Annotated in this window: 19 protein-coding genes; 9 read left to right on the top strand and 10 right to left on the bottom strand. The window is 65.5% G+C overall.

Translation table 11 applies throughout. The features are described from left to right. Positions 1 to 66 precede the first annotated feature (66 nt). Entirely contained in the window at positions 67 to 525 is a 459-nt protein-coding gene (locus tag IAE40_RS02060; RefSeq protein WP_153773519.1) for a nucleoside deaminase, read from the top strand. After that, positions 522 to 1,718 carry a cyanate transporter gene (locus tag IAE40_RS02055; protein WP_197889618.1) on the top strand — a complete coding sequence of 399 codons (1,197 nt, stop codon included), beginning with the start codon at positions 522 to 524 and terminating at the stop codon, positions 1,716 to 1,718. The genes IAE40_RS02060 and IAE40_RS02055 overlap by 4 nt, the downstream gene beginning before the upstream one ends. Here IAE40_RS02055 and pdxR read toward each other — a convergent pair. Both pdxR and IAE40_RS02045 read right to left on the bottom strand, forming a co-directional pair. Continuing rightward, positions 1,711 to 3,144, bottom strand: coding sequence for a MocR-like pyridoxine biosynthesis transcription factor PdxR (pdxR, locus tag IAE40_RS02050; RefSeq protein WP_200602541.1), 1,434 nt, complete (start codon positions 3,142 to 3,144; stop codon positions 1,711 to 1,713). The two genes, IAE40_RS02055 and pdxR, sit on opposite strands and share 8 nt — an antisense overlap. A gap of 178 nt (positions 3,145 to 3,322) precedes the next feature. Next, positions 3,323 to 4,108, bottom strand: a complete 786-nt coding sequence (locus tag IAE40_RS02045) for an SDR family NAD(P)-dependent oxidoreductase (RefSeq protein ID WP_125929782.1) — start codon at positions 4,106 to 4,108, stop codon at positions 3,323 to 3,325. A gap of 102 nt (positions 4,109 to 4,210) precedes the next feature. Between IAE40_RS02045 and IAE40_RS02040 the strand changes: the two genes are divergently transcribed. Beyond that, positions 4,211 to 5,176, top strand: a complete 966-nt coding sequence (locus tag IAE40_RS02040; RefSeq protein ID WP_153773522.1) for a GlxA family transcriptional regulator — start codon at positions 4,211 to 4,213, stop codon at positions 5,174 to 5,176. After that, entirely contained in the window at positions 5,173 to 6,081 is a 909-nt protein-coding gene (locus tag IAE40_RS02035; protein WP_200602540.1) for a LysR family transcriptional regulator, read from the top strand. The genes IAE40_RS02040 and IAE40_RS02035 overlap by 4 nt, the downstream gene beginning before the upstream one ends. A 31-nt stretch (positions 6,082 to 6,112) precedes the next feature. Here IAE40_RS02035 and IAE40_RS02030 read toward each other — a convergent pair whose 3' ends face one another. Next, the gene (locus tag IAE40_RS02030) at positions 6,113 to 7,696 is read right to left on the bottom strand and encodes a rhodanese-related sulfurtransferase (RefSeq protein ID WP_200602539.1); all 1,584 of its coding nucleotides are present in this window, start codon (positions 7,694 to 7,696) and stop codon (positions 6,113 to 6,115) included. After that, positions 7,693 to 8,301 (bottom strand): cysteine dioxygenase, encoded by a 609-nt coding sequence (locus tag IAE40_RS02025; protein ID WP_054895387.1) that lies wholly within the window; start codon positions 8,299 to 8,301, stop codon positions 7,693 to 7,695. The genes IAE40_RS02030 and IAE40_RS02025 overlap by 4 nt, the downstream gene beginning before the upstream one ends. Positions 8,302 to 8,560: 259 nt before the next feature. Between IAE40_RS02025 and IAE40_RS02020 the strand changes: the two genes are divergently transcribed. From IAE40_RS02020 to IAE40_RS02010, 3 genes are all read left to right on the top strand, one after another. Beyond that, positions 8,561 to 9,631: an LLM class flavin-dependent oxidoreductase gene (locus tag IAE40_RS02020; protein ID WP_054895388.1), complete on the top strand. Its 1,071-nt coding sequence runs from the start codon at positions 8,561 to 8,563 to the stop codon at positions 9,629 to 9,631. Positions 9,632 to 9,706: 75 nt separating this feature from the next. After that, positions 9,707 to 10,660, top strand: coding sequence for an ABC transporter substrate-binding protein (locus tag IAE40_RS02015; protein ID WP_153773527.1), 954 nt, complete (start codon positions 9,707 to 9,709; stop codon positions 10,658 to 10,660). A 9-nt stretch (positions 10,661 to 10,669) separates the two neighbouring features. Then, a complete protein-coding gene (locus IAE40_RS02010) occupies positions 10,670 to 11,989 on the top strand; it encodes an LLM class flavin-dependent oxidoreductase (protein ID WP_153773528.1) in 1,320 nt (439 codons plus the stop codon). A gap of 60 nt (positions 11,990 to 12,049) precedes the next feature. On the opposite strand, the gene IAE40_RS02005 is transcribed toward IAE40_RS02010, so the two are convergent. Next, the gene (locus tag IAE40_RS02005) at positions 12,050 to 12,736 is read right to left on the bottom strand and encodes a GNAT family N-acetyltransferase (protein WP_200602538.1); all 687 of its coding nucleotides are present in this window, start codon (positions 12,734 to 12,736) and stop codon (positions 12,050 to 12,052) included. Positions 12,737 to 12,820: 84 nt separating this feature from the next. Beyond that, positions 12,821 to 13,756, bottom strand: a complete 936-nt coding sequence (gene argC, locus IAE40_RS02000) for an N-acetyl-gamma-glutamyl-phosphate reductase (RefSeq protein WP_200602537.1) — start codon at positions 13,754 to 13,756, stop codon at positions 12,821 to 12,823. A gap of 130 nt (positions 13,757 to 13,886) precedes the next feature. Here argC and IAE40_RS01995 point away from each other — a divergent pair, with 130 nt between their 5' ends. Beyond that, positions 13,887 to 14,768 carry a LysR family transcriptional regulator gene (locus tag IAE40_RS01995; protein WP_063544776.1) on the top strand — a complete coding sequence of 294 codons (882 nt, stop codon included), beginning with the start codon at positions 13,887 to 13,889 and terminating at the stop codon, positions 14,766 to 14,768. An 86-nt stretch (positions 14,769 to 14,854) separates the two neighbouring features. Here the strand turns inward: IAE40_RS01995 and IAE40_RS01990 are convergent, their stop codons facing one another. Continuing rightward, positions 14,855 to 15,061, bottom strand: coding sequence for a tautomerase family protein (locus IAE40_RS01990; protein ID WP_054895394.1), 207 nt, complete (start codon positions 15,059 to 15,061; stop codon positions 14,855 to 14,857). An 18-nt stretch (positions 15,062 to 15,079) separates the two neighbouring features. Continuing rightward, a complete protein-coding gene (locus IAE40_RS01985) occupies positions 15,080 to 15,814 on the bottom strand; it encodes an SDR family NAD(P)-dependent oxidoreductase (protein ID WP_200602536.1) in 735 nt (244 codons plus the stop codon). Between the two features lie 123 nt (positions 15,815 to 15,937). On the opposite strand from IAE40_RS01985, the gene IAE40_RS01980 reads away from it, so the two are divergent. Then, positions 15,938 to 16,858 carry a LysR family transcriptional regulator gene (locus IAE40_RS01980; protein ID WP_153773531.1) on the top strand — a complete coding sequence of 307 codons (921 nt, stop codon included), beginning with the start codon at positions 15,938 to 15,940 and terminating at the stop codon, positions 16,856 to 16,858. A gap of 5 nt (positions 16,859 to 16,863) precedes the next feature. Here IAE40_RS01980 and IAE40_RS01975 read toward each other — a convergent pair whose 3' ends face one another. Both IAE40_RS01975 and ppnN read right to left on the bottom strand, forming a co-directional pair. Beyond that, complete coding sequence (locus IAE40_RS01975) at positions 16,864 to 17,490, bottom strand: TIGR04211 family SH3 domain-containing protein (protein WP_054895397.1); 627 nt, start codon at positions 17,488 to 17,490, stop codon at positions 16,864 to 16,866. 244 nt (positions 17,491 to 17,734) lie between these two features. After that, on the bottom strand, positions 17,735 to 19,108 hold the full coding sequence (gene ppnN, locus IAE40_RS01970; RefSeq protein WP_054925383.1) for a nucleotide 5'-monophosphate nucleosidase PpnN: 1,374 nt from the start codon (positions 19,106 to 19,108) through the stop codon (positions 17,735 to 17,737).

Here is a 19,108-nt window from a genome sequence, read left to right as displayed (position 1 = left end):
TCTTCATTTCTGCCGCGCGCCAGCAGCCGGGATAATGGCCGCCTGTTGTTCGAGGAGTATCGATTCATGTCCAACGAAACCTTCATGCGTGAAGCACTGGCACTGGCCCGCGCCAATATCGAAGCGGGTGGTCGCCCGTTCGGTGCGGTGCTGGTGCACCAGGGCCAGATCGTCGCCCGTGCGGTCAACGAGATCCACAGCACTCAGGACCCGACTGCCCATGCCGAGTTGCAGGCGATCCGCAAGGCCGCCCAGGCCTTGGGCAGGTCGCGTCTGGACGGTGCCGAAATCTATGCCAGCGGCCACCCGTGCCCGATGTGCCTGGCCGCCATGCACCTGTGCGGCATCGAGCGGGCATGGTTCGCCTATGACAACGACGAGGGCGAGCCTTACGGGCTGTCTACGGCAGCGGTCTACGCGCAGATGGCACGTGCACCGCAGCAGCAGAGCCTGCCACTGCGCATGCTCAAGCCTGAGGGCGAGGCCGGCCTCTACCAGCAGTGGCGGCAGGCGAACCCGGTATGAGAGGCGCGTTGAACCTGCTGCTGGTGATCCTGCTGGCCCTGAACCTGCGGCCGATCCTGACCAGCATCGGCCCCTTGCTCGAACCCATGCGCAGCAGCACTGGGCTTGGCTACCAGCAAGCGGCGTTGCTCACGGCGCTACCGGTGCTGTGCATGGGGTTGGTGCCTTTGCTGCAGCCTTGGCTGCGGCGTTGGATCAGTGAGCATGGCGGGATGCTCGCCGGACTTTCGGCCATCGCCCTGGCGTGCCTGTGGCGGCTGCAACTGGACAGCGCCTGGGCGCTGATCGCCAGCGCCGTGGTCGCCGGCCTTGGCGTGGCGGTGGTGCAGGGCATGATGCCGGGGTTGGTCAATCGCTGGTTCCCGAGCCGCCTGGCTGCATCGATGGGGCTGTACTCGGCAGCGTTGATGAGCGGCGGCGGCCTGGCTGCGGTGCTCGGGCCGACTGTCAGCGAGGTGGCGGGGCGCTGGCAGGCGGGGCTTGGCATTTGGGCAGTGCCCGCGCTGCTTGCGCTGTGCGGCTGGGCCTGGCTACGCCCGCGCCACGACACGCCTCACCTGGCCGCGGCCAGCGGCGGTCACTGGTTCGGTAATCGCCGTGCCTGGTTGTTGGCGCTGTATTTCGGCCTGATCAACGGCGGCTACACCAGCATGGTCGCCTGGCTGCCGGCCTATCACCTGGAGCACGGCGGTACAGCTCAGGGCGGTGGCGAACTGGTGGGGCTGATGACCATCTTCCAGGTCAGTGGCGCGCTGGGGCTGCCATTGCTGCTGAGGCGCCTGCATGACCGGCGGCCTGGTCTGTGGTTGGCGCTGGCGATCCAGTTGGGTGGCTTTCTCGGTTTGCTGCTGGCGCCTACCCAGGCCATGGGGCTTTGGGTGGCGATGATCGGCCTAGGGCTGGGTGCGTGCTTCAGCCTCAGCCTTACCCTGACCCTCGAGCATCTGAAAACACCGGGCGAGGCGGGGAGCCTGGCTGCTTTCGTGCAGGGTGTCGGCTTCATCGTCACCGGTACCGTGCCTTATGTGACGGGCTGGCTGCGTGCGTTCACCGGTGATTTCCAGGCTGCCTGGACGCTGCTGACGTTGACCGTGGTGGCGATGCTGCTGGTGACCGCACGCTTTGCCCCCCGAGGCTACGCCGCTGCCATGGCGCGGCGGGGGCGCTCGATGCAGGCGACGACGCTCAACTGAGTTGCTGCAGGGCATCGCGCACGCGGTCCAGCGCCGGGTCGATGTCCAGCCGCTCGATGGCACCAAAGCCCATCAGCAACCCCGGACGCACTGGCACGTCGTTGAAGAACGGCGCCAGTGAATAGACGCCGACTTCGACCCGGCGAGTCAGCCTGACCAGCAGCTCCACATCGACTCCAGGTGCGGCCAGGGCGCTGAGGTGAAAGCCGGCGCTGGCCGGTACGGCGCTCAGCCAGGGCGCCAGGTCGCTTTCCAGGCGTGCGAGGATTCGCTCGCGCCGTGCGGCATAGATGTCGTGGCAACGACGAATATGGCGGTTCAGATGGCCTTCGCCGATGAAGCGCGCCAACGCCCATTGCTGCAGGCTCGGGCTGTGCCAGTCGCTCAGGTGCTTGGCCACGCAGGCGGCGCTCAGGACGCTGGGAGGCAGTACGGCATAGCCCAGGCGCAGCTCCGACAGCAAGGTCTTGGAAAAGGTACCGACATAGGCCACCAACCCGTGTCGATCCAGGCGTTGCAACGCATCGCTGGCCGGGCCCTGATAGCGAAATTCGCAGTCGTAGTCGTCCTCGATGATCAGCGCTCCGAGTTCAGCGGCGCGGGCGAGCAGGGCGTGTCGGCGCCGTTCGCTCATCGGCATGCCGAGCGGGAACTGGTGCGACGGCGTCACATAGATCAGCTGGGTGCCGTCTGCGATCTGCTCGACGCACAGCCCTTCATCGTCCACCGGCACCGACTGCAAATCAGCGCCCATCGCCAGAAACAGCTGGCGTGCCGGTGGATAGCCGGGATCCTCCATGGCTACGCGTGTACCGGGTTCGACCAGCACCCGAGCGATCAGGTCGAGCGCCTGCTGGGCGCCGTTGCACACCAGCACATCGGCGGCGCTGCAGTGCACGCCGCGGGCGAAGGCAATGTGATGGGCGATGGCTTCGCGCAGCTCGGGCAGACCCTGGGCCGGGAACTGGCGCTCGCTGTGGCGCTGGCTGCAGCGCAGGGCGTACTGCATGCAGGCGCGCCATTGATCGAAGGGAAACTGGCTCTTGGCCGATACGCCGCCGACGAAGTCGTAACGCGAGGGCGCCTCGAGCGCGGAGCGGCCGAGCACGGTGGCGCGTTGCTGCCAGCGTTCGAGGTTGCTGGCGGCGGCCAAGGCAATCGGCTCGACGTCGCTGGCCTGCAGGGCCCGCCGTGGGCTGACGAAGGTGCCACGCCCGACCACGCCGCTGAGCAGGTTGTCGTAGGTCAGCCGCGAGTACGCTTCGGCCACGGTCTTGCGCGATATCCCCAACTGCTCGGCCAGCAGGCGCGTGGGGGGCAACTGGGTGCCGGCGGCCAGGTGGCCGCTGTCGATGGCGCTGCGCAGCTGCTGGTAGAGCTGCTCGGCCAGGCCCTTGCGGCCCTCCAGGCGAATGTGTAGTTCCATGGGGCTATCCGGATGGGGGACGGCCTAGCTTGCGATTTTGGGGGGTGGCTCGCAAGTTTTGTTGCTTGGCGGGAGTTCTTTAGCGCCTGTGAGATCGAGCGCCGCCCGCGCGGCGCTTCGCGGGCAAGTCGGAGCGCCGAACCGCCGCTGTCACAAGGCCTGCCCACGCACACCCAGATCAACCCTGACGATAACGTGGCGCCAACTGTTGATTCGACAGGTGCCCGTTCAACGCCTGGCGGCTGGCCTCGAACGCCTCGAAGCGTTCGATTTCGTGCAGCGACGGAATCGAGATCAGGCGCTTGGCGTCGAAATCGGCCAGTGCCGCTTCCACCAGATCCTGCGCGGTCATGACGATCGCCGGATCCAGGTGCTCCACCGGCAGGCCGCCGATGCTCCAGAAGTCGGTGGCGGTGGCGCCTGGCAGTACGGCCTGGACCTGCACGCCCTTGTCGGCCAGCTCCTTGTGCAGGCTCTGAGTGAAGGCGGTGACGTATGCCTTGCTGCCGCCATACACGCCATTGAGCAGTTCCGGCAGCAGGCTGACCACTGAGGAGATGTTGATCAGCGCACCCTCGCCGCGCTCGACGAAGCCAGGCACCGCGGCATAGGTCAGGCGGGTGAGGGCGGTGATGTTCAGCGCGATCATGCGGGTCATCTGTTCGACGTCGCTTTCCAGCAGTGCAGTGTGGGTACCGATACCCGCGTTGTTGACCAGCAGGCCGATGCTGGCATCTTCGCGCAGACGGGTTTCGATGCGCGCCAGGTCCTGGCTGTCTGCCAGGTCTGCCGGCAGGACTTCGACGCTGCGTCCAGTCTGGCTGCTCAGGCGAGAGGCCAGTTGATTGAGGCGTTCGCGGTTGCGGGCGACCAGGATCAGGTCGTGGCCGCGGCGGGCCAGGTGTTCGGCGTAGAGTGCGCCAATGCCGGTAGAGGCGCCAGTGATGAGGGCTGTACGAGTCATGGTTGCTGCTCCGTGGGTTGGGTTGCAGCGATGATGCGCGCCTTTGATTGTGGCGCAAATGACGCATATAGTACGTTTTCAGGACATCAAGCGAGGTGGGCCATGCATCGGGTCGGCTATCTGTTGTGTGAAGGGTTCCAGGTCATGGCGCTGGCGTCGCAGTCGGTGTTCGAGTTCGCCAATGTGCTGACGGGCAAGCGTCTTTACGCCTTGGGCAACTACAGCGTGGCCGGCGGTGCGCTGATGTCGTCGCTGGGCATGCAGTTGCAGACCCAGGCTGTTAATACGCCGGGGCATGCCGACACCTGGCTGGTGGCGGGCACGTTGTCGCCGATCGCCTCACCTGCCGATCCGGCCAGCGTGGACCTGGTGCGCCGGCTGGGCGAGCAGGCGCGGCGTACCGCCGGGATCTGTACGGGGGCCTTCACCTTGGCGGCAGCCGGCCTGCTCGACGGGCGTCGGGCGACCACGCATTGGGCCTACGCCCGGGAGCTGCGGCAGATGCACCCGGCGATCCAGGTAGAGGACGACCGCATCTTCATTGCCGATGGCAACATCTGGACGTCCGCCGGCATGACCGCCTGTATCGACATGGCCCTGGGCATGCTCGAGCAGGATCACGGCCATGAGCTCGCACGAGCCGTTGCGCATCGGCTGGTGATGCACCAGCGCCGCTCGGGAGGCCAGTCGCAACATTCGCAGCTGCTCGACCTGGCACCGCGCACTGACCGCATGCAGAGTGTGCTCGACTACGCTCGCCAGCACCTGCAGCGGCCGCTGAGCGTCGAGGAACTGGCCGAGGTTGCGCACCTGAGCCCGCGCCAGTTCAGCCGCGTGTTCAGTGCCGAAACCGGGCAATCCCCGGCGCGGGCCATCGAGGGCCTGCGCCTGGAGGCAGCGCGGCTGATGATCGAACAAAGTCGGCACAGCCTGGATGTGGTGGCGCGCGAGACAGGATTTCGCGACCGTCGGCATTTGCGCGAGGCCTTTGTACGCGGGTTCGGCATTCCGCCCCAGGCGATACGTCGTGATGCGCGGCGCGTGGGGCGTGAAGGAGTCGTGGCATGAAGAAACGGGTGCGCATGGACGACCTGCAGGTGTTTGTCACCACTGTCGAGGCCGGTGGGCTTTCAGCTGCAGCGCGACAACTGGACATCTCGCCAGCCCTGGCCAGTGCCGCGTTGCAGCGCCTGGAGCACAGCCTGGGGATTCGTCTGTTGGTGCGTTCGACACGCCGACTGCGCCTGTCGGACGATGGCGAGCGCTATCTGCCCCACGCGCGTCAGGCCCTGGACGCGCTGGTCGATGGCGAAATGGCGCTGGAGCAGGCACGCGCCGAACTGGCGGGGCCATTGCGTCTGTCGATGCCGTCGGACCTGGGGCGCAACCTGCTGTTGCCCTGGCTGACGGAGTTTCAGGCCGAATATCCACGACTCGACATGCGCCTGCGGGTCAGCGACCAGGTGGCCGATCTGTTTGGCGAGCAACTGGATGCCAGCATCCGCTACGGGCTGCTGGGGGATTCCAGCCTGGTGGCCTTGCCGCTGGCCGCCGATAACCGCCGCACGTTGTGCGCGGCACCGTCCTACATCGCTCGGCATGGCGCGCCGCAGACTCCGCAGGCGCTGGCCGGGCACAACTGCCTGCGTTATGTGATGGGGGAGCAGATCCACGATCGCTGGAGTTTTGAGGATGCAGGGGCAACGAGCACGGTGCTGGTCAGTGGCGATCGCTGCAGCGATGATGCCGATATCGTGCGACGCTGGGCGGTGGCGGGGCTCGGTGTGGTCTACAAGTCGCGCCTGGATGTGCTCGAGGACATCCGCGCCGGAAGGCTGGTGGAGTTGCTGTCGGATCATGCAGGGCAGGCGGCGCCGCTGCAACTGGTATGCGCGCACCGACAGTCGCTGAGCCCGGCGGTGCGGCGGTTGCAAGGGTTTCTGGCGCAACGGCTGCAGGCCTATCTCGCGTGAGCGGATACGCCTGCAGCCGTTGCGCTTCAGGTCACAGCACCTTGAAGCCGTGGGTGCCATCGCGCTCGAGTTGCGCGATCAGACCAAACTCCCAGTCGAGGTAGCCTTGCATGGCTTCGCGCGGGTTGTCGGTCCCTTCGTATGGCCGGCGATAGCGGTCGGTACGCTCCGCTGCCAGGCGCGTTTCACCTGATTCCAGGGGGTTGCCGGCGGCGATCCAGCTTGCCGTGCCGCCTGCCAGCAGATAGACCGGTGTGCGCGTCAGGGCTTGCAGGTCGGTGGCGGCAAAGCTTGCCAGCAGGCTGCTGCCGCAGGTCAGCACGTAGCGCTCGGCCTTGGGCAGGCGCTCCAGGGCCTCGGGCAACTGCGCGCGGATCGCCCAATAAGCGCCCGGGATGTGGCGCTTGACGTAATTGGCGCTGGCGGTGAAGTCCAGCAAGACGGTGCCTTCCTCGGCCAGCCAGGCCTGCAATTGCTCGACGTCGATCTCGGTATTGCGCGCAAGTGCCGGGCGGGGTGCCTGCCACTCGCCGGTTTCGCTGAAGTCGGCCTTGCTCAGGCCGTCGAGCACCGCCACTTCCCAGCCCATCTGCGCGAGCCACGAAGCGCTCATGTTGGCACGCACGCCGTCGTCATCGACCAGCACGATGCGGGCGCCGCGTACGCTGGCGTTGTGATCGGTTTCCTGCACCAGCTGGCCACCGGGCGTGGAGCGGCTGTTGGGCAGGTGACCGGCAACGTATTCCTCGGGTGTGCGCACGTCGAACAGATAGGTGGTGCGCGCAGTCTCTGCCTGCCAGCTGGCCAGACCTTGACGGTCCAGGCGCTGCACTCCCGCCCGGTCGGCAACGGCGCGGGCGCGCTCGGCAGCGCTGCTGCGGGTGCTGTCGCCGACCTCGGCGAAGCGCTGCGCCTGGCCGTGGGCCAGTTGTTGACCGGCCAGTGTCCAGCCGATGGTGCCGTTGCGCAGCGCTGCCACCGGGTTGGGGATGCCGGCGTTGACCAGCGATTGTGTGCCGATGATGCTGCGGGTGCGCCCTGCGCAGTTGACGATCACCCGGGTCGCCGGATCGGGTGCCAGTTCGGCGACGCGCAGCACCAGTTCGGCGCCAGGCACGCTGATGCCTCCGGGAATGCTCATGGTCTGGTATTCGTCGAAGCGCCGGGCGTCGAGCACCACCACGTCGGCCTGGCTGTCGAGCAGGGCCTGGACCTCTTCAGCGGCCAGCGAGGGCGTGTGGCGCACACTCTCCACCAGCTCGCCGAACGCTTTGCTGGGTACGTTGACGTCGCGAAACAGCTCGCCGCCAGCATCGCGCCAGCCGCCAAGTCCACCCTCGAGCACTGCCACATCGCTATAGCCCAGCGCCTGCAGACGCTCGACAGCGATGGCCGACAGCCCCTCGCCATCGTCATAGACGGTGATGGCGGTGTCCCGGCGTGGCACGCGGGCGAAGATTTCCAGTTCCAGCTTCGAGAGCGGGATGTTGGCCGCGAACAGCGGATGCGCCTGGGCGAAGGGGTCTTCTTCGCGCAGGTCGATCAGGGCGACTTCTTCCTGGGCCAGCAGGGCGGAGCGAATGTCATGGAAACTGCGTGTGCTGAGGCGGGTCATGGGGCAGGGTTCTCTTTGGACAGGTCCCAGATGTTGGGCAGGCTGGAGTTGGAATAACCGGAGATGAATGGCTTCTCGCTACCGTCGGGCAGGTAGACGGCGCGGCTGACCGCACCGATGTTGGCGCCGTAGACATGGATGCTGATCGAGACCCGGTCGTCGAAGGCGTTGCTGACCTGATGGATATCGCCGATGCGCGGTGACACCGCTTCCACGTGGCCAGGGTCGATCCGCAGCCGCTCGCCCTGGGCCACCAAGGCGCCATGGGCGTCGCGGGTGAAGCCTTGTGCGTACTCGGCACCGCGCAACATGCCGATCAACCCCCAGACACGGTGGTCATGGATCGGCGTGCTCTGGCCTGGGCCCCAGACGAAGCTGACCACCGAGAAGCGCTGGCGCGAATCGCAATGCAGCAGGTATTGCTGGTAGCGGGCGGGGTCCGGCTGGGCAAGGGCTTCGGGTAACCAGTCGTCATGGGCGACCAGGCTGTGCAGCAGGGTGTGGCCCTGATCGAGCAGGGTGGCTTCGTCGGGGTGGCGGTCCAGCAGGTCGGAGAGTTCGCCAATGAAGTGGCGCAGGCGCTCGAGGCGCGGTGTCTGGCTCATGGTTCAGGCTCGGGCTGACGGTCATGGGCAAACCCTAGCAACTGCCTGAATATTCTCAAAATTCAAATTATTCATAAGCTAATATGCAAATTTAGCATTTACTGACGATGAGAAATTATCTGCAAGTTCTGCATTTTGATTGCATTAGGTTATGCCTAAAACGAATTTCACAGGGTGTGATCAAGTGGTTAGCGTATAAGTCAGTCGGCATTTAGATTCAAACGCTATAAAAACCCTTTCTGACCTTGGGGCACCTGCAATGAGCGTTCAATTCATCGGCATGATCGGCCATCGCCTGTCATCGGAGATTTTGGCCCCCAGCGGGCCCGTCTTCGACAAGGACTACATCACCCGTTTTGCCCAGGCCCATGAGCAGGCCGGGTTCGATCGCATCCTGGTCGGTTATTGGTCGGACCAGCCTGACGGTTTCCTGGTGACTGCCCTGGCAGGGCTTGCCACCTCGCGTATTCATTTCCTGCTGGCGCACCGTCCGGGTTTCGTCGCACCGACCCTGGCCGCACGCAAGCTGGCGACCCTCGAACACCTGCTCGACGGGCGCCTGGCGGTGCACATCATCAGTGGCGGCAGCGACATCGAGCAGCGCAAGGACGGCGACCACCTGGCCCATGACCAGCGCTATGCCCGCACCGATGAATTCCTCGATGTGGTGCGCAAGGTCTGGACCCATGACACGCCGTTCGACCATGACGGCAACCATTACCAGGCCGCGGGGGCGTTTTCGGCGATCAAGCCGCTGCAGCAGCCGCATCTGCCCATCTATTTTGGCGGCTCCTCGCCTGCCGCCCTGGCGGTGGCGGGCAAGCACGCCGATGTATACGCCTTGTGGGGCGAATCGCTGGAGCAAACCGCCGAAACCATCGCCGCCGTGCGCGAGCAGGCTGCGCGTCATGGTCGCCAGGTGCAGTTCAGTGTGTCCTTCCGGCCGATCATCGCCGCCACCGAGGAGGCGGCCTGGGCAAAGGCCGAGGGCATTCTGGGTCAGGCTCGTCAGCGCCTCGAGCAGGCAGGGCCGGTGATCGCCAACAAGCCGCAGAGCGTGGGCGCCCAGCGCCTGCGCGACACCGTGGCCAAGGGGGAGCGGGTCGACGAACGCCTGTGGACCGGCATCGCTGCGCTGGTGGGCGGCGGTCACAACTCCACGGCGCTGGTGGGGACCGCCGAGCAGGTCGCCGATGCCTTGCTGGCCTATTACGACCTGGGCGTGACCAGCTTCCTCATTCGCGGCTTCGACCCTTTGGCCGACGCCGAAGACTATGGCCGCGAACTGATCCCGTTGACCCGCGCCAAGGTGGCAGCGCGCAACGCCTGATATTCACTGTTACACGCGACGAGACCGCACGCGCGGATCGCCCTGACTTGCCCGATGTGGCATCTGGAGACGAACGTGCGTTATCTCAAACAACTGGCCGCCGGTGTGCTGGCCACCTCGATCAGCCTTGCGGCGGCTGCGCAGACCCTGGTGGTCGGCGACCAGAGCTACAACGCCCGTGCCGTGATGGAAGCGGCCGGCGTGCTGGACGATTTGCCCTACACCCTGGAATGGAAGCAGTTCACTGCCGGCTCTCCAGTGGCCGAGGCACTCAATGTCGGCAGCCTCGATCTCGGCCTGCTGGGGGATGCGCCACCGTTGTTCCTTGGCGCACTCGGTGCGCCGATCAAGGTGGTGGCGGTGTCGCGGCAGAACCTCGAGGGCGTGGCGATCCTCGCGCGCAAGGATTCCGACATCCACAGCCTGGCCGACCTCAAGGGCAAGCGCGCGGCTATCTGGAAAGGTTCCTGGAGCCAGCAACTGCTGTTCAGCGCCCTCGACAAGGCCGGCGTCCCCCGCGACGCATTGGAGCTGCGCTACCTCAGCGCCCTGGACGCCTCCCACGCGCTGGATGGCGGATCGGTCGACGTGATCGCCACCTGGGAGCCCTATGTCACCCAGCAGGAGCGCCAGGGTGCACGGGTGCTGGCCACCGCCGAGGGCATCATTCCGGCGCAGAGTTTCGTGGTCGCCAATGCCAAGGCCGTGCAGGAAAAACGTGCGCAGATCGCCGATTTCCTCCAGCGCCTGAAGAAGGCGCGTCAATGGACCCTGAGCGACCCGGCGCACACCGAAGCTTATGCCGACGCCTGGGCCAAGCGTACCCGTGCCGACGGCGACATCGCCCGCGCCTGGTTCGCCCGCGCCCGCACTGACCTGGCACCACTCAACGCACAGGTGATCACCGATGCACAGAAGACCGTGGACTTCTTTGCCGGAATCGGCCTGATCAAGGGCTATCCGGCCGCAAGTCTGTTCGACACCTCCTTCTCGGCGGCGCTGCAGGACAGCGCCGTTACCCAGCACTGAGGCCCCGGCATGAGCAAACGACAGATCAAACTGGGTGCCCTGACCATGGGCTGCGGCGGCCCAGGGCGACACAACCTGTGGCTGGACCCGGCGTTGCCTGCCGACGCCAGCGTCAACATCGACTGGTACATCGATATTGCCCGCCAGGCAGAAGCTGCGCTGTTCGACTTGATCTTCATCGTCGACAGCCAGTTCATCACGCCAGGTTCGCCGTCCCATTACCTCAATCGCCTCGAGCCCCTGACATTGCTCTCGGCGTTGGCCGTCAGCACCCGTCATATCGGCCTGGTCGGCACCCTGACCACGTCTTACAATGCGCCGTTCAACGTCGCTCGGCGCCTGGCCTCGCTGGACCTGATCAGCAAGGGGCGTGCCGGTTGGAACGTGGTCACCAGCGGCGATGCCGGTACCGCTGGCAACTATGGGCTGGACGAGCATTACGACTACGACACCCGCTACAGTCGCGCCCATGAGCATGTCGAGGTGGTGCAGAAACTCTGGCATTCCTATGAAGACGATGCCTTCCCGCGGGATCGCCAGAGCGGGCGCTTTCTCGACCCCGCCAAGCTGCATACCCTCAACCACAAGGGTGAGCACTTCTCGGTGGTCGGCCCGTTGAACATCCAGCGCTCACCCCAGGGGCAGCCGGTGATCTTCCAGGCCGGGGACTCCGAGCAGGGGCGTGACCTGGGGGCGGCCACGGCGGACGTGATCTTCACCCACGCTGCAAGCGTCGAGCAGGGCCAGGCGTTCTACCGCGACGTGAAGGCTCGCGCCGCACGCCTGGGGCGTGACCCTGAGCAGGTGCTGGTGCTGCCGGGCGCCGAGATCTACGTGGGTGACACCGACGAGCATGCCCGTGAGATCGAGCGTCACTATCATCAGGCCGATCACAGCTTCGAGCTGGCGTTGAAGGAGTTCGGGCGTAACTTCGGTTGGCACGATTTCAGCCAGTACGACCTCGATGCGCCGTTTCCGCAGCAGAGCCTTGAGTTTGCCCGCAGCAGCTTCTTCACCAATGCCAAGCGCATCGCCGACCAGGCCCGGGACAAGGGCTTCAGCCTGCGCCAGGCGGTGGAGTTCGGCCGCCAGCTGCGCCCGGGTGCCTTCGTGGGCTCGGCGCAGACGGTGGCGGCGAAGATGGCCGACTGGTTCGAAGCGCGGGCTCTGGATGGCTTCAATATCTACATCGGGCATCCGGGGCAGTTCCGACGCTTCACTCAGGAGGTGGTGCCGTTGCTGCAGGAGCGTGGGGTCTATCGCACGGCGTACGAAGGGACGACCCTGAGGGAGAGCCTGGGGCTGGCCATTCCGCGCTTCGCTGATTGATTGCCGCCGCTGCGGCGATGGCATCACAGGCCATTTCCGCGAGCGGCGACCGATTTCGGCTCAATGCACGCGCTTGCGCATCGCCACGCAGGCCTGGGCGTGCAACGCCAGTTCGTCAAGGTGCTCATCGCGCTGGCGTTCGGCGTCGATCATCGCCTCTTCGCCATGCTGCTTGAGCAGGTAGGCGTGGATCTGACGCACTTCCAGGGTCTGGTAGATGGGCGCGATGTCCAGGCGCCCGACCAGCGCGCCGCTGGCCTTGCCGGTGCTGCTCATCAGCACTTGCGGCCCGGTGGCGCTCACGACCTGCAGGCCCATGGCCTCGAACCAGGGCACGGCGTGGGCGAACGCGCTCATCTCCACGCAACGGTAGCGTGCCCGCAGGTCTGTCAGCAGTCCGCGGGCGATGCCCTCGCGACGATGGGCAGGGGATACGGCGAGAAACGCCAGAACACAGGCGTGTGCGTCATCCTGGGCGGGCAAGGCGAGGGCGAAACCCAGCAGTTGGTCCGGGGCGTCGGCGTCCAGTGCCAGGACCAGCTCCACGGCCAGGCCACGAGTGCCGTCCAGGGCCTGCAGGTATTGGTGGACTTCCAGTCCGACACCGTACTGGTACAGCGGATACAGCGGGTTGTCTGCGGTGATGGCGACGCTGCTCAGCGCGCCGACATGTTCTATCACCAGCTGGCGGATCTGGTTCTGGAAGGACTCGGGCGGCACGCCGTCGAGGCGGCTCAGGATGAACATCGGGGGACAGGCTCCGGCGGTTGAACTCACCCCGCGCCTGAATGACGCGGGGTTCACAGTCTAACCGCTTTTACCGGCCTGGCCTCACTGGCGCATCGCTGCAAGCATCAGGTCGAGGTTCTGCACTGCGGCACCCGAAGCGCCCTTGCCCAGGTTGTCGAACACGGCCGTCAGCAGGACCTGCCCGTGCTCGGGGTTTGCATACAGTGCCAGGCGCAGGTCGTTGCTGTCGTTCAGCGCCTGCGGGTCCAAGGGTGTCGCTGGGCCTTGCTGGTGCAGGGGCATTACCTGGACATGGCGCGCGCCCTGGTAATGCTGTTCGAGACAGGCCTGCATATGCTCGGCGGTGACGCCCGGCGACAGTAGGCGCAACTGCAGCGGGATGCTCAGCACGATGCCCTGGCGATAGTCGCCATAGCCCGGCAGGAACACCGGGCGTGCGCTCAGGCCAGCATGGGCCTGGATCTCCGGGACATGCTTGTGCGCCAACTCAAGGCCATAGAGCTGCAGCGCCGGGGCAGGATCGCCACCCGACTGCTCATGACGCTCGACCGCAGCACGACCACCACCGGAGTAGCCGGAAATGGCATGCACGCTCAGCGGGTAGTCCGCAGGCAACAGGCCGGCGCGCACCAGCGGCCGCAGCAGGGCGATGGCACCGGTCGGGTAGCAACCAGGGTTGCTGACCCGTGTGGCCTGGGCGATGCGTTCGGCCTGCTGCTCGTCCAGCTCCGGCAAGCCGTAGACCCATCCTGGGGTGGTGCGGTGCGCGGAGCTGGCGTCGATCACCCGTACTGCCGGGTTGTGAATCGTCGCCACGGCCTCGCGTGCGGCCGCGTCGGGCAGGCAGAGCAGGGCGATATCGGCGCTGTTGATGGCCTCGCGGCGGCGCTGCGGGTCCTTGCGCTCGGTCTCGGGCAGGGTCAGCAGGCGAAGGTCGCTGCGACCGTGCAGGCGGGCGTGGATCTGCAGGCCGGTGGTGCCCTGGTCGCCGTCGATGAATATCAGGGGCTGGTGCATGGTGGGGATCCGTTCAGGAAGGAGGTGGGTGTATCCTCGCTGTTGTTTGATCTGAAGAAAATTTGAATATCATGACGACGATGTTCAGATTAAATGAATCACGACGTCCAACAGGACAAGGAGCAGCACCCTGCGAGAAATCAGCCTCGACCGCCTGCGCACACTGGTGGTGATCGCCGACCTTGGCTCTTTCGCCGAGGCCGCTCGCCAGTTGAACCTGGCACCACCGACCATCAGCCTGCATGTCGCCGAGCTTGAAGCGAGGGTGGGGGCTGCGCTGCTTACCCGTACCCGCGGGCAGGTTCGGCCCACGGTGGTCGGAGAAACCCTGCTGGCGCGTGCCCGTCGGCTGCTGGCCGATGCCGACCAGGCGCTGGATGAAGTGCAACGCCAGGTGGCCGGGCTGACCGGGCGGGTGCGCCTGGGCGCCTCCACTGGCGCCATCGCTCATCTGTTGCCCAGTGCATTGGCGGCCCTGCGCAGTGAGCATCCGGGGATCGATGTGCAGGTTCAGGTGCTCACGTCGCAAGCATCACTGGCGCGTGTGCGTGAGGGGAGCCTGGACATCGGCCTGGTGGCGCTGCCGCAGGTGGCAGTGAAGGGGGTGAAACTCACCCCCTGGCGACGCGACCCGATCATGGCCTACCTGCCTGCCGACTGGCAGCCTCCGGCGCGGGTCACACCGGCCTGGCTCGGGCAGCGCGCGCTGATTCTCAACGACAGCAGCACGCAGCTTTCGCGGGTGACCAGCGATTGGTTCGCGGCGGCCGGGCTGTATCCGGAGGCGCGCATCGAGTTGAACTACAACGATGCGATCAAGAGCCTGGTGGCTGCGGGGTATGGCGCGACATTGCTGCCCCAGGAGGGGGAGGCGCCTGAACTGGACCGACGCATCGCTCGACGCCCGTTGCGACCGGGGTTGTGGCGGGCGCTGGGGATCGCTTGCCGCGAAGGTGAGGTGGAGCGGGCCACGGGGCATGTGCTGGAGGCTTTGGAACGGTTGCGGCAATGACCGTCTGTGTCGGCTGCGATCAAGCGCATACACCGCCGTGGTCCTTGGCAGGCGTGTCCGCCAAAAGACCACTGCGATGATGTGGGTCAACCCCGCTCGCGCTTGCGCACCGCCGTTATCGTCTCACCACCCACTCCCCAATTGTCGGTGGGCACTTCCTCGATCACCACGAAGGTACTCGCTGGCGGCTTGTTCAGCACCCGTTGCAGCAGTTCGGTGGTGCCTTCGATCAACAGACGCTTGTGCTCGGCAGTGACCCCTTCTTCGGTCACACGGATATGAACGTATGGCATGGCAGGCTCCTTGGGTTTTCAGTGCCAGGTACCGGCGGTGCTGCCGCCGTCTACTGGAAGTACGACGCCGCTGACGAAACGTGCGTCGGTCAGGTATAGCACGGCATCGACGATGTCCTGCGGCTTGCCGGTGCGCCCACTCGGCGACAAGACACCCAGGCCTGCGACGTCGTTGTTGTGCAGGGGCGTCTCGATGATCCCCGGAGCCACGGCGTTGACCTGTATGCCGCTACCGGCCAGTTCCAGCGCCAGGCCCCTGACCGCCTGGTTCAGGCCACCCTTGACGAGGATCGGCAGCGCTGCGGGTACCCGCACGTTAGGCTGCATGGCGACCGAGGCGGTGATCGCGATGATGTGTCCATGGCCTTGGGCGCTCATGATCTTCGCTGCGGCCTGGGAGGGGTAGATGAAGCCCTTGAGGTTGGTGGCAAACAGCGCGTCGATGTCCTGCTCGGTGTAGTCGGTGAACGGTTTGGGAATGAAGATCCCGGCATTGTTGACCAGGATATCGACGCGGCCGAACACTTGCAGCGCCGTATCGAACAGGCGTTGTGCAGTACTGGCGTCGGCGATGTCGCCAGCGACGCCGACGAAGGCTGCCGGGTTGCCCAGCTCGATGGCGGCCTGATCGAGGCGGGCCTGGGTGCGGGCGTTGCCGACCACGTTGTCGCCCCGTTCGATAAAGGCCTTGGCGAGGGCAAAGCCCAAGCCGCTGGATGCGCCGGTGATGACGATGGTTCTTGCAGTGCTCATGGTGATCTCCAGATAAGCGAACCGGCTGGTTCGTAGGTGGAGCCACTCTAAGACCTCATCTGAAGTTGAAAAATAAGGCGGATGGCATTTCAATCGATACCTCATGTAATCAATAGAGCCATCATGACCCGCCATTTCGATGATCTTCAACTGGGCAGCCTCGAGCTGTTCTGCCTGGCTGCCGATACCGGCAGCTTCACTGCCGCAGCCACCGAGGCCGGGGTCACGCCCGCGGCGGTCAGCCGCTCGGTGGCGCGCCTGGAAGAACGCCTGGGTGTACGGTTGTTCGTGCGTACTACGCGGCAGATGCGCTTGTCCGATGCCGGGCAGGTGTACTACCAACAGTGCCGCCTGGCACTTGGGCAATTGGTGGAGGCCGAGCGCGAAGTTTCTGGTGGCCAGATCGAGCCGCGTGGGCGCCTGCGGGTCAGTGCGCCGACGCCTTACGCCCATCACCGTCTGTTGCCCTGGTTGCCACGTTTTCGCGAGCGCTATCCGCAAGTGCAGGTGGACGTGCATGTCAGCAATCGCAATGTCGATTTCGCCGATGAGCAGTTCGACCTGGCCATCCGCGGACGCGAGCCTGCCGATTCGCGGCTGGTGGCACGGCGCCTGGAAAACGCCGAGTTGGTGGTGGTGGGCACCCCGGGCTACCTGGCGCGAGCAGGCCATCCGCAGGTGCCGGAAGACCTGGCGCGGCATGAGTGCATCCTGTTCGAGATCCCCAGCAGCGGACGCAGTGCGCCCTGGACCTTTCGCCGGGACGGTGGCCTGGTGGAGATCGAAGTCGGCGGCTCGATCACCTGCCTGGGCGACTTTCTCGCCACCGCCACCCTCGCGCGACATGGCGCCGGCCTGATGCAGGCGTACCGCTTCACCGTGCAGGACGCCCTGGACAGCGGTGAGCTGGTCGAAGTGCTACCGGCCTTCGGTGGCACGGCCCGGCCATTCACCTTGATCTATCCGCAGGCGCGGCACATGCCGCTGCGGGTGCGGCTGTTCATCGATTTCCTGGTGGCGGGCGGGCAGTTACCCGCCAGCTGAGGGCTTCAGAACCAGCGGTCGTTGCGTTTGCGCCCGCGGGTCAGCGCCGGCAGGATCAGACCGGCCAGCAAGCCGGCGCCGGCGATGCTGCCGCCGTAGACCATGTACCGCATCATCACCTGCTTGTTCTCGTCGCCCAGGCGTGCCTGGGTGTCGCGCAGGCTCGACTGCGACTGCTCGAGCTGTTCGTTGAGGGCCTTGTTGCGCGACTCCAGCTCGTCGATCAGCGCCTTGCGCGAATCCAGGGTTTCCTGCATGCCTTGCACGCGCGTCTTCCAGCTGTCGTCGATGGTCTTGAGCTGGCCGGACAGGTCTGCGACCTGGGCATCGAGTTGCGGCAGGCGTTCGTTCTGGCCAGGGACCGTCTGCAGGTCGCTGGTAAGAATCCACACCAGATCGCCACTTTGGCCGCGAACCTGGCTGTAGTTGCCCTGGGTGCCGATCAGCGACACTTTCTGCCCGGACTTGAGCGTGCCGACGATGCGATGGCCATCGGTCGGACCGCTGCGCACATACGTGCTCAGGCTGTCGCTGACCCAGCGTGCGTCGCTGGAGGATTCTTCGGCGTGGATGGACGGGGCAGTGGCGAGCAGGGCGGCGAGGGCGAGGGTGGCGCGGCGGAATTCGGGCATGGTGGTCTTCGCTGAAACAGTACGGTTGGAGGCCCGGTGACTGGGCCGTGAAGCGGTCGGTGGATTGACCGTCAGCGAAAGACCGTTTTTTTGTAGGCAGGTTCACTGCTTTGGGCGGGAATTGTCTGCAAGATATTGCAGATAACAGGTTTGCTCATGGGGTGACGCGTGCGCGGATCAATCGCAGTGGCAGTTCACCGCTGCGATTGATCCGCGCAGGTTGGCGCTGGAGCCGCACCCGCAGTCAGGTCACGACCTGGTAGCACGGCACGTAGGCCGCGCCGCCGGGCAGTTTCATCCGGTGCTGGTCGACAAAGGCCTGCAACAGCCTGCCCAACGGGTCGAGGATCGCCTGGTCGCCGCGGATCTGGTACGGGCCATGCTCCTCGATCAGGCGAATGCCCTTGTCCTTGACGTTGCCGGCGACGATTCCCGAGAACGCCCGACGCAGGTTGGCGGCCAGCTCATGGGGCGGCAGGTCACGACGCAAGGCAAGATCGGCCATGTTCTGGTGAGTCGGGTCGAACGGGTGCTGGAAGCCACCGTCGATCTTCAGCAGCCAGTTGAAGTGGAAGGCGTCGTTGCGCTCGCGGCGGAACTGCTTGACCGTCTTGAGCCCCTCGACCATGTGCCGGGCCACTTCGGCCGGGTCGTCGATGATGATCTGGTAGTGGCGCTGCGCCGCTTCGCCAAGGGTGGCACCGACAAAGGCATGCAGTTGCTGCAGGAACGGCTCGGCGCTGCGCGGGCCGGTGAGAATGACCGGGAAGGGCAGGTCATGGTTGTCCGGGTGCATGAGGATGCCGAGCAGGTACAGGAATTCCTCGGCCGTGCCTGCGCCTCCGGGGAAGATGATGATGCCGTGGCCGACGCGGACAAAGGCCTCCAGACGTTTCTCGATATCCGGCAGGATCACCAGCTCGTTGACGATGGGGTTCGGCGCCTCGGCAGCGATGATGCCCGGTTCGGTCAGGCCCAGGTAGCGGCTGCCGTGCATGCGCTGCTTGGCGTGAGCGATGGTGGCGCCCTTCATCGGGCCCTTCATGACGCCCGGGCCGCAGCCGGTGCAGACGTCCAGCTTGCGCAGGCCCAGTTCATGGCCGACTTTCTTGGTGTACTGGTATTCCTCGCTGCTGATCGAGTGACCGCCCCAGCACACCACCATCTTCGGCTCCACGCCCGGACGCAGGGTGCGTGCGTTGCGCAGCAGGTGGAATACGTAGTCGGTGATGCCCTGGGAGCTTTCCAGGTCGATGCGTTGGCTGGCCAGCTCGCTTTCGGTGTAGACGATGTCACGCAGGGCGCTGAACAGCATTTCGCGGGTGCTGGCGATCATTTCGCCATCGACGAAGGCATCGGCCGGGGCATTGAGCAATTCCAGGCGCACGCCGCGATCTTGCTGGTGGATGCGGACCTCGAAGTCCTTGTAGGCCTCAAGGATGGTCTTGGCATTGTCGACATGGGCGCCGGTGTTGAGGATTGCCAGGGCGCACTGGCGGAACAGGGTGTAGAGACTGCCGGTACCGACTTCGCTCAGTTGCTGGACTTCACGTTGCGACAGCGTCTCCAGGCTGCCTTTGGGGCTGACGGAGGCGTTGATGACATTGCGTTGGGGCAT

The sequence above is a fragment of the Pseudomonas sp. S44 genome, from assembly GCF_016624805.1.
In the GTDB taxonomy this organism is placed as follows: domain Bacteria; phylum Pseudomonadota; class Gammaproteobacteria; order Pseudomonadales; family Pseudomonadaceae; genus Aquipseudomonas; species Aquipseudomonas machongensis.
This window is presented reverse-complemented; position numbering and strand designations above follow the sequence as displayed.